Consider the following 16,537-nt stretch of genomic DNA (forward strand, 5'->3'; position numbering starts at 1 on the left):
GGCTCACTCGAACCTCGTGCCAACCGCCTCGCGCAAAAGCGCTTGCGGCCGCAACGTCGAGGAGACTCTTTCGTTAGTCGACATGCTTAAAATGAAACTCTTAAAGGAAAAATTCAATTCTAAAGAATTTAAAGATGCGCATGCGTCATATTTTGACCATCGCGATTTATTACTTCGATTGATTGAGAATGTCTATGAGTATATACCTGATGATGAAAAGAAAATCGCGGGCGAGTTGAATGAAAATGTAACGAATTTTATTTGGACAGTTCGATTATTGAATCTTTTTAAGATTCAAGGAAAAATATTAAAAAAACCAGGTAAAGAAGGTCCCGATATTATTATCCAGGATGGTAACAAAGATATCTTGATTGAGTGTGTAGTTCCGCAAAATTGGGAAGCAAAAAATGAATCCACGAACTATTATAATTCTTATCATGAAGAAAATAAAATATTAAAATATACGAGTTCAATTCACGATAAAAGTAAGCAATATACGAAATGGATCGAAAACAGAAAAGTTAATAACGAAAGTCCATTTATTATCGCGATTTCTGGGGAACTTCAAACAATGTCTGATGTACACACGGGATATCCGGATATATTTAAAGCAGTTTATCCATTAGGAAAATCATTTTATTCAGTTTCCTTAAATGATCCAGTTGATTATACAATTTCCCATGATGTCCGAGCATTTGTTACTAATAAAAATATTGCGGAAATATCTACTAACACGTTTCTTGACGACAAAATGGAGCAAATATCTGGAATAATATTCAATCCATATGGGTATTTACAAAATTCGATTACAGATTTAAACAGTTATCTCGTTATTGAAAATTATAAAAGAAAAAATAATTTTCCTTCTGATATAATAAAAGGTTCAAAATACTATTCTGTAACCGAAGACTACGCGATAGAGATTAAGCACGTCGACTAACTTCGTCTCCTCGCTCCGTTCGGGATTGCTAATGCAACCCTCACTCCGGCTCCGCACATTGCTTTGCCACTTCGGTTCGCGGGACGCGACTAAGGTCGCTCGAACCTCGTGTCAACCGCATCGCGCACAGGCGCTCGCGGCCGCAACGTCGAGGAGACTCTTTCGTTAGACGACAGTTTTTAAATATCCTTTTGAAGTGGGAGTATTTAGATTCAATTCGGATAATTTGGGATTATTCGCAGCAAAAGAAATATCCCTTTTCGATTGACAAATTTTAATGTAATTACATAGTAATTACCATGAAGGCTTCAGTTGTAAAAATAGGCAATTCAAAAGGTATTCGAATCCCCAAGGCTGTTTTGGAAGAATGCCATATTGAAGAAGAAGTAGATTTACTAATCGATAATAATAAACTAATAATTGTTCCTCTAAAATCGAAACCAAGAGAAGGGTGGGAAAAACAATTTAAGGCAATGTCATCTAATAAAGATGATAAATTACTTATTCCAGACTCAATAGATTTATCAGACAAGGATTGGGAATGGTGATTTCCCAATACGAAGTTTATTTGATAAATTTGGATCCAACGGTCGGGCATGAGATAAAGAAATCAAGACCTTGCGTAATAATCTCACCTAACGAAATGAATAAAACTATTGGGACAATCATTATTGCACCAATGACTACTAAATCACGATCTTATCCAACAAGAGTCGAATTGACATTTCAAGGAAAGAAAGGCTGGATTGTGTTAGATCAAATCCGAACCGTCGATAAAACACGTTTGGCAAAAAAGTTAGGAAAAATAGATCCAAAAACAGTTAATAAAATGAAGCTGATTATAAAGGAAATGTTGGTTGATTAAGCCATCAATTGATCTAATAAAAACCGTCGTCTAACTTCGTCTCCTCACTCCGTTCGAGATCGCTAATGCGCCCCTCACTTCGGGCTAAAGCCACATTGCTTTGCCACTTCGGTTCGCGGGAAGCGACTAAGGTCGCTCGAACCTCGTGCCAACCGCTGCGCGCACATGCGCTTGCGGCCGCAACGTCGAGGAGACTCTTTCGTTAGACGACATGCGTGCGAAATGAGGCTTGAAATAGAAAATTACACTTATATATTTGCTTTCGTAATCAATTAGGATTCAAAATTTTAATTGACGTAATTTAAAATGTATTACATATGTGATACATGAGGCATTTATGATTAGTCTCCGCTTACCTCCAGAATTAGAAAAAAAGTTATCGGAAGTGGCTAAAATTGAGAATAAAAGTAAATCAGAAGTTATTAAAGAGTCTTTAGTTTACTATATTGATAATTTTGCCCAAAAGCCTTCCGCCTATGAATTAGGTAAAAAATACTTTGGCCAATATAAAAGTGGCATTTCAGATAAATCGGTAAATCACCAAAAGTATATTAAAGAAGCGATACTGAAAAAACAAAAAGGTAAATGATAAAAGCAATTATTGATACTGGACCCATTGTAGCATTCTTCGATGAATCGGATATTTATTGTAATGATATTAGATCTTTTCTTAAAGATTTCAAAGGAAGATTATTCACAACTTTAGCTGTTGTAACGGAGGTTTCATATCTCCTGTCTGACAATAAGAAAACTCAGAATTCTTTTATTGAATGGATCAAAGACGGAGCGATTACAATTTTAAATCAAGATAATGATCATTTTCCATTAATTCATCATTATATGGAAAAATATTCAGATCGCCCGATGGATTTTGCAGATGCCTCTTTAGTAAGTCTTTCTGAAATTTATGGAATAAAAGATATTTTAACTTTAGATAGTGATTTCCTTTTTTACAAAACGAAAAAAGGAAAAGCTTTAAATATCATTAATTCTGAGATAATCAAATCTTAAATTGTAGCACGCACGATCGTCTAACTTCGTCTCCTCACTCCGTTCAGGATCGCTAATGCGACTCTCACTCCGGGCTAAAGCCACATTGCTTTGTCACTTCGGTTCGCGAGACGCTCGCTAAGGAACCGCGTCGCGCACAAGCGCTTGCGGACGCAACGTCGAGGAGACTCTTTCGTTATACGCAAGTCAGCAAAAATCTCTGACTTTCCTTATTTATCAGTTTCAAAGGCATTTTTACGATCAAATTATCGAAAAAATCATTGACTTTGGCTATTCATATATATACTCAAATATATATGAATAAGGCTAAGATTTTTAAAAATGGAGACAGCCAGGCAATTCGCTTACCTAAAGACTATCGTTTTAAAGGTAAAGAAGTCTATATACGGAAAGACGGCGATAATGTTATTCTGACTCCAATAGATGATGTTGTTGATCGACTTTGGAATACAGTTAATAGTTTCTCTGAAGATCTGATTATTGATCGAAACCAACCAAGTGGCTACGATAAACGCAACAGAATATGACTCATTACTTGTTAGATACTAATATCTGTATTTATATAATAAATCAAAAGCCAGACTCTGTTTATAAAAAATTTAAAAAGATCAAGTTGGAAAACATTTTTATTTCATCAATTACAGAATTTGAATTGAAGTATGGTGTTCAGAAAAGTCTTCATTTTGAAAAGAATCTAAAAGTCTTAGAAGAGTTTTTAAGTTATTTGAATATTCTTCCATTTGGTAGTAAAGATTCAAATAAGGCTGCAAAAATTCGAGTAGACTTAGAAAGAGTAGGAAAGCCGATTGGTCCTTTCGATCTCCTAATCGCTTCTCAAGCATTATCGAATAAACTTACTCTTGTAACGAATAATGAAAAAGAGTTTAATCGGATTAAAGAACTTAAAATTGAAAACTGGCTTTAAAAGATGCTAACCAGCGTCTAACTTCATCTCCTCGCTCCGTTCGGGATTGCTCATGCAACCCTCACTCCGGGCTAAAGCCACATTGCTTTGTCACTTCGGTTCGCGGGACGCTCGCTAAGGCTCGCTCGAACCTCGTGTCAACCGCATCGCGCACAAGCGCTCGCGGCCGCAACGTCGAGGAGACTCTTTCGTTATGCGAAATGGCTGAAAACTACTTTGAAATAAAGATTGACAAATATATCAAATTTGATATATTTGAATTGTGAAGTTTAAAATCCAGTTATTAGAACCTGCGGAAGAGTTTCTTCTAAAGCTGGAAAACAAACTTAAAGCAAAAGCATTTAGGACTATTGAATTATTAGGAGAGTTTGGACCTGAATTAAGAGAGCCATTTTCTAAGAAAATTCAAGGTTTCGAAGGGTTTTCGAACTAAGAATTAAACAAAGTTCGAATATTTGCCGATTTTTTTACTTTTTCGAAAAAGATCGCGTTGTTATTTTAACTTCAGGATATATAAAGAAAGAACAGAAGACGAGTAAAGACCAATTAATTAAGGCCTTTAATTTGATAAAGGACTATAAGGGATATTAAGTATGAAACTTAAAACGAAAAACTTTGATTTACTTTTGAATAAAGAACTGAAGAATAAAGATTTTAAGAAAGAATATGAAGTCCTTTCTAATGAGTTTACTTTAGCTAAAGAAATCATTAAATGGAGAAAAAAAAGAAATTTAACCCAAAAAGACTTAGCTGAGAGAATAGGAACTTCTCAGCCAGCTATTGCACGTATTGAGTCAGGAAATTATAAAAACTTATCATTATCGTTAATTAATAGACTTGCAAAAGCATTAGATGCGGAACCGGTAATACATTTAAAAAGCAAAAACGCTTGAGCTATAAATCAGTCACTTCGCATAACTTCGTCTCCTCACTCCGGCTTCGCACATTGCTTTGTCACTTCGGTTCGCGAGCCGGCCTTAGGCGCCTCAAACCTCGGGTCAATCCCTCCCGCACAGACCTTATTCGTGAACACAAACGTCGAGAAGTCTCTTTCGGTATATGAAAAGATGTATCAATTTTGATATTGATCACGAAATCAATTTCTCTTTAAATTAGCTAAGATTGCGAGCTAATTATCGAAAAAGGTCGCAATGACTTTGTTATCAATTCATCCTTTAAGCTGAATTTAAAAAAGGGGCTTGTAGAATAATTCATAAAGGATTTCTATGACTATAAAGCTCTTTACTCGTTCTGTTTTAATCGCATTGCACGTATCGATCTAAATTAATATCTTACGGATAATACATTTCCGTATAGAACGAGGATAAAATTCATGTCATCTAAATTGTTTGTAGGTGGACTTAGTTGGTCAACTACTGATCAAACTTTACGCCAGGTATTTGAAGCCCACGGTGCTATTCAAGAAGCCAATATAATAGTCGATCGAGAGACTGGAAGATCTAGAGGATTCGCTTTTGTAACCTTTATTGATTCGAATTCTGCGAAAGCGGCGGTTTCGGAGCTTAATGGTAAAGATCTAGATGGTCGAAATATCGTAGTTTCGGTTGCCGAGGATAAATCAAAATTCGATCGTAACAGAAGCGGCAATAAAAAAAATCGTCGCGATCAGTGGTGAACTGGTTAATATTTTTCTAATCCTTTTAGACGACGAAAATTTAGACTTCTCCGTCAGATTCGAGACACAAGAATTAGTAGAACAAGTCTTCATTCGTGTATTAGATGCTGTTATAAGTTCAGCATCTAATACTTCCTGACTCTTTCCTTTAAACCATATAGAATCTAAAGTGAGAGTCTAATTTTGTTCAATAGGAAATTATATGGTTAAACGAAGCAACTTGTCCTTTGTAAAGCGACAACGGGAAATAAAGAAAAAAGAAATCAGACAGGAAAAGATCGAAAAGCGAAAGATACGAAATGAAGAGAAAAAAAACAGCAATTCAGAGCAAGAGTTAACGCCTGAAAAAGAAGAATAGCTTCGAGATTTGTTTATTACAATTCGAATCAAGACAAGAATTGTCTAGAATTCTTTAAACTCAACTTCCATTCCTCCTAATCTTTTGTAATATAAATTTTCTAGTAATATCACACTAAGCCTAACTTCGTCGCCTCGCTCCGTTCGTTCTCGTGTTGTAAATTTAGCAACATAGCCCAATCTGGCTCTAAAAAATCGATCTTTAAAACCCATGAAAAGTGATGCTCTGATCTCTTGGCTGCTTGATGGTGATGTCTCCATCCAATTTCAGTGCTATAGAGATTTGTTGAATTTAGAAAAAGAGTCTCTGAGAAAAAGAATCGAGTCGGAAGGATGGGGCGCAAAGTTTCTTTTTTATCGAAAAGCGAACGGGTATTGGGGGAAAGGATTCTATCAGCCTAAATGGACCTCGACTCATTATACGCTGCTTGAATTAAAAAATCTGTGTCTTCATCCCAAAAATGAGGCGATCCGCGAAACATTATCAACCATCTTCGAAAACGAAAAAGCTCGAGATGGCGGTATTTATCCGATAGGTACAAACAAGACTAGCGACGTTTGTTTAAACGGTATGGTTCTGAACTACTCGTCTTACTTTAAAGTAAAAAAAGAAAATCTGCATTCTATAGTCGATTTCCTTTTATCGGAAAAAATGAAGGATGGAGGTTTTAATTGTCGATCGAACAGAAAGGGCGCTGTGCACAGCTCTTTACATTCGACTCTTTCCGTCCTCGAAGGGATTCATGAATATTTGAACAATGGTTATCATTATAGGGAAGCCGAATTAAAGGAAGCGGCGAAAGAATCTCGGGAATTTATATTAATGCATAAACTTTTCCGTTCCGACAAAACCAACGAGATAATCCATCCCTCATTCCTTAAATTAACTTATCCTTACCGCTGGTATTACAATATCCTTCGAGCATTGGATTACTTTCGAAGTGCAGGTGAAAAATACGACCGTCGAATGGACGATGCAATAGAAATCCTTTTATCGAAAAGAAGAAAAGACAACAAATGGAAACTTGAATCGAAACACCCAGGCGTAACGTATTTCGACATGGAAAAAGCAGGCGAACCTAGTAGATGGAATACGCTCCGGATTCTAAGAGTTCTTAAACATTTCAGGATTGAAGGTTAGAATCGTAAACCCTGATATCGGACGGCATCCCTGGATTTCCTCTCTTCGCTATTCTCAGGATTACTCCTGCGATTCTCACTTCGATTTCGCAGATACATTCGTTCGTTTCTCATCTAAGTTGAATGTTCTTTATATCCGTCTCTGACGGATAACGAACCGGTTTCGTCGATAGAAAGGAAACCTCTTTTTATAATTCTTCATCCAGAACCTTGCTTTCGATTTCAAGCACGGATTCCCTTTTTTCAAATGCTCAATTCAATTAAACTCACGGATCAAACATGAAACTTTCACTAAAAGACATTGACGATATTTTTTCCGCACTTGCGGAACTCGATTCGGACAAACAAGACTATCAGATTTCCATGAAAGAATTTGCAGTCTGTGCTTCGAAAGAACGGTTGATGAAAACTCTCATAGGGAAGAACGCAGAAAGCTGGCAATCCTTCAAAACGGACCTCGTTTCGTATCTTTCCAAATTGGGTTTCGAATGGAAGCCTTCTCAAGGACAAGGCGGTCCGATGAAGCTCACGAAGATATTTCTTCCTCGCGGAATCGGAACGCTTCTCGCAAAAAAAATCTTCGACTCGGTTCAAGAAGGCGAATTGGGCGAGGCATTATCTTTCATTCTTCCCAATATGACTTCCTATCTAAAAAACGAATCTTCGATTCTCCATCTTTCCGCGGTAAGAGACGGGTTTAAGGAATACGTTTTCAACAACAGCACGTATAAATTCAAAAGAGGGAAGGGGAACTATTTCTATAAAACGAAAAACGAATTCGTTTATTACGGTTCGGAAAATAAACAGGACGAAATCGGATTGGGAGAATTGATTCTTCCGAAACTTGCCAAATGTCTTTCTTTGGAAGTCCGGCATTCTCAATTGGATCGGGGCGGCGGTAAGTTGCAGAATTACGATTTTGTCGGTTACAAGATCGAATCCGATCTCAACTTCGATACTCTTTCGGTCTATACCTTCGAATTAAAAGCCTCCAACTCGATCGACTCGATTACAAAGGCGATCAGTCAAGCGATCAATTACAAATCCTTCTCGAATTATTCTTACATCGTGATCCCGATGTTCGACTACGAACTCTTTCACGATAAGGATCGTTTTGAAACCTTCAAGCAGCTCTGCAACACGAACGAGATCGGAATCATCTCGATCGAATTCGACGAGAACAACGTCGTTAAGGAAGTCTACGAAGTGACTTCTCCTCCGAGGAGGGATCTCTATGAAAAAACGATCGCGTTCGAAATTCTCGAGAACGAACAACTGGAAACTTGCCCTCTTTGCAAAAGGATCGTTTCCAGAACGGGGAGAAGTAATTGCTCCTGGCTGATCGCGATCGATAACGACAATCGCTGTATGAAGGATCTGATGGACAAAGCGGTTTCGAAATTCATAATTTCCTAACGTTCTTCCTTTTTTTCATTTTGAAGTTTCATAAGTCGCTCGTTTTTATAAGTTCGAAGTTTACGAAAACCTCGCGTCATTCTTAATCCTTGCTTTCTGAGATGGGATTTTAATCTTTGGATTTGATTTCATAGAAGGAAGGAAATATCAGAATTAGAATGAACGCCGCTAAATCTAGAAATCCGCTTTTGATTTGTATGCTCCTCGGACTCGGTTCCGTTTTGGGACTTTCGGGCATCGATTTGGTTCTTCCCAGTATTCCCTCCTTGCCGGACATTTTAGGCGGAGATCAGACGCGCGCTCAGTTCGTAATCGCTTCTTTTATCGCTGGAACTGCGATCGGTATGATCGTCTTCGGAAGCGTCTCTTCCGGCATCAGCACCTCCAACCTCCTTTTTATTTCTCTCACGTTATACGCTCTTTCCTCTCTATCCTGTTCTTTCTCTCCAAGTCTCGATATTTTGATCGTTCTTCGCTTTTTGCAGGGAATGGCTTCTTCCGCGCCTGCGGTTTTAGCGCCCGGTATCGTAAAAAATCTTTTCGACGAAAAGGGGGCCACAAAAGCGCTCGGCATTCTCGGAAGTGTGGAGTCTTTGGTTCCCGCGTTCGCTCCGATCCTGGGCGTTTGGCTTTTGAGTTTTGGTACTTGGAAGTATTCTTTTTTCGTTACCGCAGCTCTTTCCGCCGCTTTGGCGTTCGTCTTTTTAATTTCTCGAATCGACGGTTCTTCGATCGTTTCGAATAACGGAAAGCAGGGTTCTTATCTGAACCTGCTTCGTTCCGGAACGTTTCAGAGATATTCTTTGAGTCAAGCCTTGAATTTGGGCGGGCTTCTCGTGTTCGTATTCGGGGCACCGGTCGTAATCGTCAAAACGATGAACTCCGATATTTCCAAGTTCGCGATGATGCAGACCATCGGGGTCGCTTTCTTCATTTTCGGCGCTGTTTCCTCCTCTTCCCTTACTAAGAAAATCAAATCGGAGAATCTTCTCCTATTCGGAACGGTTCTATCTTGGGTCGCTTCCATTCTGCTGATTCTATATTCAATTTTTGGAAATAACGATCCGAACTGGATTCTCGCAATTTTCCCGTTGATGAATTTGGGTTTGGGTCTTCGAGGGCCGACCGGGTTTTTGAAAGGAGTGATCGCAGCGAATGGCGACGACAATAGGGGATCTTCCTTGATCCTTCTTTCCATCATCACCGTGACCGCAGGGGGAACGGCGTTGATCGCTCCTTTTTTACATTTCGGTTTAATTTCCTTGAGTCTATTCGTCGCGGGCTTGCATTCTCTGGCGTGCGTGATTTTGCTTTTCCTGCCGAAGCTCTCTATCGATTGAGAAAATACGATTGTTTTGACGTGCATCCTCCAAAACTAGTCTATTTATGATCCAAGAACTTCAGCTTCGCGTTCTTCCGGAAGTCGCGGGAGAAGACGAAGCCCTCACGGCCTTCGTTTCTAAAACGCTGAAGATAAACGCGCAAGAGATCCGTCATATCGAGGTCGTTCAACGTTCGATCGACGCGAGACAAAGAACCGTGTACTTCAATCTGAAGGTTCTCGTTTTTATCCGGGAAGATTTCGTGGAATCTCCGATCCCTTTTCCCGAATTTCCGAACGTATCGAACGCGCAGGAAGTGATCGTGATCGGAGCGGGACCCGCGGGTCTTTTTGCAGCGTTGCAACTCATTCTTTCCGGGTTCAAACCCGTTCTTTTAGAAAGAGGTAAGGATGTTTCCAAACGTCCTTTTGATTTAAAAGAAGTCAATATTCATCATAACGTAAACGAGGATTCGAATTATTGTTTCGGAGAAGGCGGAGCCGGAACGTATTCGGACGGCAAACTTTATACGAGATCCAAAAAAAGAGGGAACGTTCGTCAGATTCTCGAGCTTCTCGTCGGCTTCGGTGCGAGCAAGGACATTCTCGTCGAAGCTCATCCTCATATCGGAACGAACAAACTTCCCAAGATCGTCCGTAAAATCCGCGAGAAGATCGTGGAAATGGGCGGAGAAGTCCATTTCGAAAAACGGGTCACCGACTTCTTATTAAACGGAAATTCCGTTCAAGGCGTCGTTACCAAGGACGGAGATACGTTCCATGCAAAAAACGTAATACTTGCCACGGGCCATTCCGCCCGGGACATCTTCGAACTTCTGCATCAAAAAGGAATCGAACTCGAACTGAAACCGATCGCGGTCGGAGTCCGAGTCGAACACCGCCAATCTCTTATCGATTCGATTCAATACAGCTGCGACGTTCGTAGTCCGTATCTTCCGCCTTCGCCCTACAGCATCGTAAAACAAATCAACGGAAGAGGAGTTTACTCTTTTTGCATGTGTCCCGGCGGCGTCATCGCTGCTTGCGCCACGAAACCGGAAGAAATCGTCACGAACGGTTGGTCATCTTCCAAACGAGCGAGACCGACCGCAAACTCGGGAATCGTCGTCGAACTGAAGCCGGAAGACTTTAAACCGTTCGCAAAACACGGTCCGTTAGCCGCGATGGAATTTCAAAAATCGATCGAGCACAAGGCTTGGATCGCGGGCGGCCGCACGCAAAAAGCGCCCGCACAAAAACTCGCCGACTTTGTGGACGGAAAAATTTCCGCCGACCTTCCGAGGACTTCTTACACTCCGGGAATCACTTCCGCGGCGTTGCAGGAAGTTCTTCCCGACTTCGTTTATCAATCGCTTCGGAAAGGATTTCAAGAATTCGATCGTTCGATGAAAGGTTATCTTACGAACGACGCGGTGGTGCACGCTCCGGAAACGAGAACTTCTTCTCCCGTTTGTATTCCGAGAGATCCGATTTCCTTACAGCATATCCGCATTCAGGGTTTGTATCCTTGCGGAGAAGGTGCGGGATACGCGGGCGGAATCGTTTCCGCCGCGATGGATGGAATTCGCTCCGCACTCGCTTGCGCGAATTCCAACGCGTGATTCACTTTTGTTCGTGAGCGTCCGTTTTTGGCGTTGAAAGCGTTCTTTTTTGCCAATTGATCCGCTAGAACCGTTTTGAATTCGATCTAAGAATCAAAAAGAATCCGCAGAGAATTTTCTTTCCTTCGGAGAGAATCGATTCAACTTGGATTCATCGATTTTTCGGGAGATTTTCTTAGATGAAATTCAACGCAGCCATTCTTCCTTTTTTATTCGCTTCGATCGCCGCGATCGGAAACGCGTTTTACGCGTACGGTCAAAAGAAATCCACGATTACGGTCGGTCCGTTTTTATTTCTCGTTCCCACCTTATTGATCTGCATCGCGCTATTGATCGTTTCCCTTTTCTTTTACAAGCCGGAAGGTTTGAAGGAATATCTGATCGAAAACAGAAATTATTTTTGGATCAGCGGAGTCGGGTTGTATTTTACGTTTTTAGGATTTTATCTTTTATACAGCAGATACGGCGCTTCGTATTACATCCTTTATGCGGTGCTTTCGATCCTGACGACTTCCATCTTCGTGGGCGTCTTTCTTTTTTCGGAAAAAGTGAATTTATATCATTATCTTTCGATTCTTTCCGCGTTTGTCGCGATTCTGCTTTTTAATTTCGGTCAGAACGCGGCAAAGTAAGAATATTAGAGATTCATAAACTGCTTATTCAAAGTTTCGAGGTCTCGGATCAGTTCGGCGGGTTTGGGCTGGATCGTCTTTGCCAGTTTCATTCCGTCGTCGATCAAGTCGAGAATCAGTTTTTTCTCCGCAATCGCGCGCGCGGAAGGCATGGACTTTCTTTCGTTTCGATAAATGGAAGCCTTTTCGTCGATGATCGATACGATCTTATTCAGCGCGTGAATTTTTGCCTGTTCTTCTCCCATAATTCCCTCCGTCCTGTAGAGAGTTTAATCGGATTCCGAATCTAGGAAAGCTTATTTTCGGTTTCGTTTCCGCAAAACATCTGTTAGAGTTTCTTTCTCCAGCCATAAAAGTAGGGCGCAGACGACCGCGCTTGCAAGCGCGAGAAAAAATAAAAACCCCCCGTCGTTTTCCTGTTCGATTCCGATCACGAACAAATGGGAAAGAATCGCACCCGACATCAAACCGAGTCCAAGCAAGGCACCGGTCCAACGCAAACGCGGATCGGGCAGAAAGAGTAGGATCGATGCGGCGAGTTCCAAGATTCCCGTTCCGATTCTTCCCCAAGGTTCCGCGCCCAATTTGGAAAAGATCGCGACCGACTCGGAAGCGGCCGTGAACTTATAAAAAAGGGTTTGTAAAAAGATGAATGCGACGATCGTTCGCAGAAGATAGAGAAGGATTTTTTTGCGGGAAGGGTCCGATGGTTGCAAGAACAAGGCTCCTAAGTTACTTGCAAACTTCTTCGATGCCGCGAAGCAAGGGTTACATCTTTGGAAAGTTTTTGCCGGCGTTGAAAAATAAAAAAGCCCGATGGGAACCGATCGTTCCGCAACGGGCATCCTTTCGAAACACTCGCTCTTTTTTTAAAAGGACGAGAGAAAGCCTATCGATACATCTCTTCGATTTCCTTTTTGTACTTATCCGCCACCACGTTTCGTTTGATTTTCATCGTTTGCGTGAGCTCGTCGCCCGGTTCGAACTTCTTGTCCAAAATCCGGAAGCTGGATACCTTTTCGAAATTTTTGAATCCGTTTTCGTTGGAAACGAGGTTCTTGATCTCGTTTTTGAAGAGAGAGATCACGTCCGCGTCTCCGTTTAGATTCTTCACTTCGCTTAACATTTTAGAACGCAGATCCTTCAGATATTTCTCCAAAGCCTCTTCGTTCGGAACGATCAACGCTCCGAGAGTTTTCTGATCGTGTCCGACCACCATCGCTTGTAGGATGAATTGACTGCGAACGAGCGCGAACTCGATCGGCTCCGGTTCCAAATTCTCCCCGCCTAAAAGTACGATCGTATCCTTGGCTCTTCCGGAATATTTCAATTCTCCCGAAGTCGTCCAGGCCAAAAGATCCCCCGAGTTCAACCATCCGTCCGAACTCAAAATCTCCTTCGTTTTTTCCGGTTCCTTGTAATATCCTTTCATTACGTGATCGCCCTTATGCCACGCGACTCCTTTGACGCCCGGCTTTGTGATCTCGTTTCCTTTTTCGTCCATCAACTTGATCTGAACTCCGGGAATACAACGTCCCAGCGTTCCCACGGTGATCTCGCCGAAAATTCGTCTCGTGGAGATTCCGGACAACTCGGTCATACCGTATCCTTCCAAGATGGGGATTCCGATCGCGTTGAAGAACGTATCGATGTACTGAGGCAAAGCTCCGGCTCCGGAAAGCGCGAAGCGTAATTCTCCTCCCAACCCATTTTTGATTTTTTTGAATGCGAGCTGCGCGATTTGATTCGGAAGCCAGAGTAGAAGCACGATCCACAATGAAATGAATTTCTGCCATAAAGATGCGAAGGTGGATTGTTCCACGAGAGAATATTCCAAACCTTGCAGTCTCGATACGTGTTTGTAGTAGGTGACGGCGATCTCCTTGAACGCTCCGAATAACGCCTGTTGTACGGGAGAGGCGCTTCTTACCTTATCGTGGATTTTGTTGTAAAGACTTTCCCATACCCTCGGGACGGAAAGAAGCAATGTCGGTTTAATATCCGCGAGATCCTGACTCAGCGTGGTGATCGAAGTGAACGCTTCCGCTCCGCCTGCACGAATACAAACGGTTTCCACCAGACGTTCGGCGATATGCCAAGGAGGAAGATAGGCCATGCTTCTGTCCGTCGGATAGATTTGGAGATCGTCCCCTTGAAGCGCACCGTCCACGTTGAACACGATGTTCTTATGAGTCAGCATCACTCCTTTCGGCTTTCCCGTGGTTCCGGAAGTATAGACGATGGTAGCTAAGTCGTCCTCTCGGACTGCGGAACCGCGTTTGTGGAACTCGTCCTTTCCTTTCGATTGGATCCAAGTCTTTCCCTTTTGAATCAAGTCGTTTAACAAAATGACTTCGAACGGTTCCGCGTTGTCGATCGTTCCCTTTTGATCGAATAGAATCACCTTTTTCAGATGAGGGAAGTCCGCTTTTTGACTCAGGATTTTTTTCAATGCGGTTTCGTTTTCCAAAAACGCGATCGAACATTCCGCGTGATTGAGAATGTAACGTAAGTCTTCCGCGGTGGAATCGGTTCCGCGGGGAACGTCCACACAACCGATGTTGGTGATTCCCATGCTGCACCAAATCCAACGCGCGCCGGAATCCGCGATCAATCCGATCGGAGTTCCGTGTTCGAGTCCTAAAGAGATCAGACCGCAGCCGATTTGTTGAACGGTTTCATATAGATTCTTAAAGCTGTTCGGTTGATAATTCTTTCCATCCGGTTTGTAATATTGAGCGGTAGAATCTGCGAACGTTTCCGCAGACGCTTTCATAACATGGTATAGTGTTCTGGATGGAATTTTAGGGATCGTACTGGTTTTCATAGCAGGGAAGGATTCTACAAAAACCGTTTTTCGAGTCGAGAAAATTTTTTATTATCAATAAAATCCTAAATTATAACGATGCGATTTCGTTCGATTCTATGCAAAGAATGAAAAAATAGGAGCAAAAGATCAGTGTTGAATGCGGTTTCTTCCCAAACTTTTGGCTTGATAGAGGTTCTGATCGGAAATCGAAACCAAATCCTGTACGGTTGCGATTTCCGATTCGGTAGTGCAGGCGATTCCGATCGAAACCGTTATCTTGGCAAACGCGCTTTTGATATGAACGATCTCCAAGGCTTCGACCTTTTCCAAAATATTTAATGCGACGACGACCGCCCCTTCGATCGGAGTATCGGGAAGAATGACGGCGAATTCTTCCCCTCCGTATCGAGTGACCATATCGTGCGATCTTCTGAGGCTCGCGCGGATTTCCCTTGTAACACGGACGAGCGCGCGGTCCCCTTCGACGTGGCCGTACGTATCGTTGAACTGTTTAAAAAAGTCCACGTCGATCATCAAAAGCGAAAGCGGAGAATGATGTCTGGATGCCCGGCTCCAAGCCATGCGGATTTGTTCGTCGAAGTATCTTCGGTTGAAGACTCTCGTCAACGGATCCATGTAGGAAAGCTCTTCGAGTTTTCCGGCATATTCCTCGATTTCTTCCTTTTCTTTCCGAATTGTTCTCATTCGTTCCGAAAGCGCGAGGGATAAAAACAATACGCTCAGAATGATTCCGGTTTGTAAAAACGGAATCGCCGGCGCGTCTTTGAGAAAGAATCCGAATCGGCTCAGCGCGAAGATGATTCCTCCGGAAAGCGTAAAGAACCAAGCCGTTAAAAAGATGATCGCCTTCCGATCTCCCCTTAAAGCTCGGATAAACGAAATCAGAAAGATCACAGTCATCTGCAACAATGGAAACAAAGACGTGAACGGAATCAAATACCGTCCGGGAACGATGGGAATGAGAAATCCGAGCGCAACTCCGACCCAAAGAGAACCTTTTAGGAATAGGTTGAGCAGGGCGGAGTTCTTTTTCGTTTCCAAATACGAGGAAAGAAACAAGGCCATAAAAATCATCATCATCGCAACCGCTTCCAAATGGAATTGATTGATGAAGACCGGCTGATTCTGAAAGAACCATTCGAACGCGTAACCCGGCAGAATGATCTGATGAATCAAAACCGAAAGAATTAGAAAAGAATAATATAATAAATATCGTTCCCGGATTCCCACGTAAAGAAAGAAGTTGAAAAAAGCCATCACGGCCAGCGCTCCGAAAAAAGCCGAGTCTTTTGCGAGTTCGACTTTTGTGTCTCGGATTCTGGCTTTGTTTTCGTAAAGGGTCATCGAAAGACTCAAGGCGCCTTCCGTAAAAACGCGGACGAGAATTCTCGTCTTGCCTTTGGTTCCCAGAGGAAGCGGAAATAAAAAAAGTCTGTTTTCGATCGGTCTGGACAAAAACGGAAGCGTGTCTCCCGTCTTAAACTCCGACTTGGCTCCGTTCGACGCGCGGTAATAAAGATCCACCTGATCCAAATGAGGATAATGAAAGGCTAACGTGAATTCCCGGTCGATCGTTTCCGGGGTTTCCACGTCGAACACCAGCCAATAGGGAACCGGATCGTATCCGAAGCCGAAGGTGGTGTTCTTCACTTCCTGTACGGGAATGTTTGGAAGGTCGGAAAAAAACTGTTCGGGAAGATAACGGGAATCCGGGTCGCGTACGAAATACACCGATTTCAAAAGCGGAAGTTTTCCGGGGAAATCCGAACGGATGACCGTGACCGGATCGATCGCAAATAACGATTGGGCAGAAAGAAAAACGCCGAAAAAAACAAACCAGAT

At 42.1% G+C, this 16,537-nt stretch carries 19 protein-coding genes and 2 pseudogenes; 17 read left to right on the top strand and 4 right to left on the bottom strand.

What is annotated here, in order from left to right:
- The 17 genes and pseudogenes from DLM76_RS16335 to DLM76_RS16415 form a co-directional block, all read left to right on the top strand.
- The coding region (locus DLM76_RS16335) for a hypothetical protein (protein ID WP_206610259.1) at positions 1-940 on the top strand (940 nt) is incomplete at its 5' end.
- Positions 941-1,239: 299 nt separating this feature from the next.
- Positions 1,240-1,488 carry an AbrB/MazE/SpoVT family DNA-binding domain-containing protein gene (locus DLM76_RS16340; protein ID WP_100737397.1) on the top strand — a complete coding sequence of 83 codons (249 nt, stop codon included), beginning with the start codon at positions 1,240-1,242 and terminating at the stop codon, positions 1,486-1,488.
- Positions 1,482-1,805: a type II toxin-antitoxin system PemK/MazF family toxin gene (locus tag DLM76_RS16345; RefSeq protein WP_118965858.1), complete on the top strand. Its 324-nt coding sequence runs from the start codon at positions 1,482-1,484 to the stop codon at positions 1,803-1,805. The genes DLM76_RS16340 and DLM76_RS16345 overlap by 7 nt, the downstream gene beginning before the upstream one ends.
- Before the next feature lie 23 nt (positions 1,806-1,828).
- A pseudogene (locus DLM76_RS22080) lies at positions 1,829-2,011 on the top strand (hypothetical protein); the annotation flags it as partial.
- Between the two features lie 131 nt (positions 2,012-2,142).
- Positions 2,143-2,394, top strand: a complete 252-nt coding sequence (locus tag DLM76_RS16355) for a YlcI/YnfO family protein (protein WP_100788574.1) — start codon at positions 2,143-2,145, stop codon at positions 2,392-2,394.
- Positions 2,391-2,816 carry a type II toxin-antitoxin system VapC family toxin gene (locus DLM76_RS16360; RefSeq protein WP_118965859.1) on the top strand — a complete coding sequence of 142 codons (426 nt, stop codon included), beginning with the start codon at positions 2,391-2,393 and terminating at the stop codon, positions 2,814-2,816. Before DLM76_RS16355 ends, DLM76_RS16360 begins: the two co-directional genes overlap by 4 nt.
- Before the next feature lie 296 nt (positions 2,817-3,112).
- The gene (gene vapB / locus DLM76_RS16365) at positions 3,113-3,343 is read left to right on the top strand and encodes a type II toxin-antitoxin system antitoxin VapB (protein WP_118957262.1); all 231 of its coding nucleotides are present in this window, start codon (positions 3,113-3,115) and stop codon (positions 3,341-3,343) included.
- Positions 3,340-3,741 carry a type II toxin-antitoxin system tRNA(fMet)-specific endonuclease VapC gene (gene vapC / locus DLM76_RS16370; RefSeq protein WP_118965860.1) on the top strand — a complete coding sequence of 134 codons (402 nt, stop codon included), beginning with the start codon at positions 3,340-3,342 and terminating at the stop codon, positions 3,739-3,741. The genes vapB and vapC overlap by 4 nt, the downstream gene beginning before the upstream one ends.
- Before the next feature lie 262 nt (positions 3,742-4,003).
- A pseudogene (locus tag DLM76_RS22085) lies at positions 4,004-4,332 on the top strand (type II toxin-antitoxin system RelE/ParE family toxin).
- A 2-nt stretch (positions 4,333-4,334) separates the two neighbouring features.
- Positions 4,335-4,634 carry a helix-turn-helix domain-containing protein gene (locus tag DLM76_RS16385; RefSeq protein WP_118957196.1) on the top strand — a complete coding sequence of 100 codons (300 nt, stop codon included), beginning with the start codon at positions 4,335-4,337 and terminating at the stop codon, positions 4,632-4,634.
- 440 nt (positions 4,635-5,074) lie between these two features.
- Complete coding sequence (locus DLM76_RS16390; RefSeq protein WP_118957195.1) at positions 5,075-5,377, top strand: RNA recognition motif domain-containing protein; 303 nt, start codon at positions 5,075-5,077, stop codon at positions 5,375-5,377.
- Between the two features lie 202 nt (positions 5,378-5,579).
- Complete coding sequence (locus DLM76_RS21740) at positions 5,580-5,735, top strand: hypothetical protein (protein ID WP_167450787.1); 156 nt, start codon at positions 5,580-5,582, stop codon at positions 5,733-5,735.
- Between the two features lie 210 nt (positions 5,736-5,945).
- The gene (locus DLM76_RS16395; protein WP_118965861.1) at positions 5,946-6,875 is read left to right on the top strand and encodes a hypothetical protein; all 930 of its coding nucleotides are present in this window, start codon (positions 5,946-5,948) and stop codon (positions 6,873-6,875) included.
- 278 nt (positions 6,876-7,153) lie between these two features.
- Positions 7,154-8,290 carry a hypothetical protein gene (locus DLM76_RS16400; RefSeq protein WP_118965862.1) on the top strand — a complete coding sequence of 379 codons (1,137 nt, stop codon included), beginning with the start codon at positions 7,154-7,156 and terminating at the stop codon, positions 8,288-8,290.
- A 158-nt stretch (positions 8,291-8,448) separates the two neighbouring features.
- Positions 8,449-9,630: an MFS transporter gene (locus DLM76_RS16405; RefSeq protein ID WP_118957192.1), complete on the top strand. Its 1,182-nt coding sequence runs from the start codon at positions 8,449-8,451 to the stop codon at positions 9,628-9,630.
- Positions 9,631-9,676: 46 nt separating this feature from the next.
- Positions 9,677-11,233, top strand: coding sequence for an NAD(P)/FAD-dependent oxidoreductase (locus tag DLM76_RS16410; RefSeq protein ID WP_118965863.1), 1,557 nt, complete (start codon positions 9,677-9,679; stop codon positions 11,231-11,233).
- A gap of 179 nt (positions 11,234-11,412) precedes the next feature.
- The gene (locus tag DLM76_RS16415; protein WP_118957190.1) at positions 11,413-11,865 is read left to right on the top strand and encodes a transporter; all 453 of its coding nucleotides are present in this window, start codon (positions 11,413-11,415) and stop codon (positions 11,863-11,865) included.
- Positions 11,866-11,870: 5 nt separating this feature from the next.
- On the opposite strand, the gene DLM76_RS16420 is transcribed toward DLM76_RS16415, so the two are convergent.
- The 4 genes from DLM76_RS16420 to DLM76_RS16435 all read right to left on the bottom strand — a co-directional run bounded on the left by DLM76_RS16420 (position 11,871) and on the right by DLM76_RS16435 (position 16,426).
- Positions 11,871-12,110, bottom strand: a complete 240-nt coding sequence (locus DLM76_RS16420; RefSeq protein WP_118957189.1) for a hypothetical protein — start codon at positions 12,108-12,110, stop codon at positions 11,871-11,873.
- 51 nt (positions 12,111-12,161) lie between these two features.
- Positions 12,162-12,581 (bottom strand): DoxX family protein, encoded by a 420-nt coding sequence (locus DLM76_RS16425; protein WP_241548273.1) that lies wholly within the window; start codon positions 12,579-12,581, stop codon positions 12,162-12,164.
- Between the two features lie 173 nt (positions 12,582-12,754).
- Positions 12,755-14,692 carry a long-chain fatty acid--CoA ligase gene (locus DLM76_RS16430; protein WP_118957187.1) on the bottom strand — a complete coding sequence of 646 codons (1,938 nt, stop codon included), beginning with the start codon at positions 14,690-14,692 and terminating at the stop codon, positions 12,755-12,757.
- Between the two features lie 129 nt (positions 14,693-14,821).
- Positions 14,822-16,426 carry a diguanylate cyclase gene (locus DLM76_RS16435; RefSeq protein ID WP_241548290.1) on the bottom strand — a complete coding sequence of 535 codons (1,605 nt, stop codon included), beginning with the start codon at positions 16,424-16,426 and terminating at the stop codon, positions 14,822-14,824.
- Positions 16,427-16,537: the final 111 nt, after the last annotated feature.

The organism is Leptospira yasudae (genome assembly GCF_003545925.1).
Lineage (GTDB): Bacteria > Spirochaetota > Leptospiria > Leptospirales > Leptospiraceae > Leptospira > Leptospira yasudae.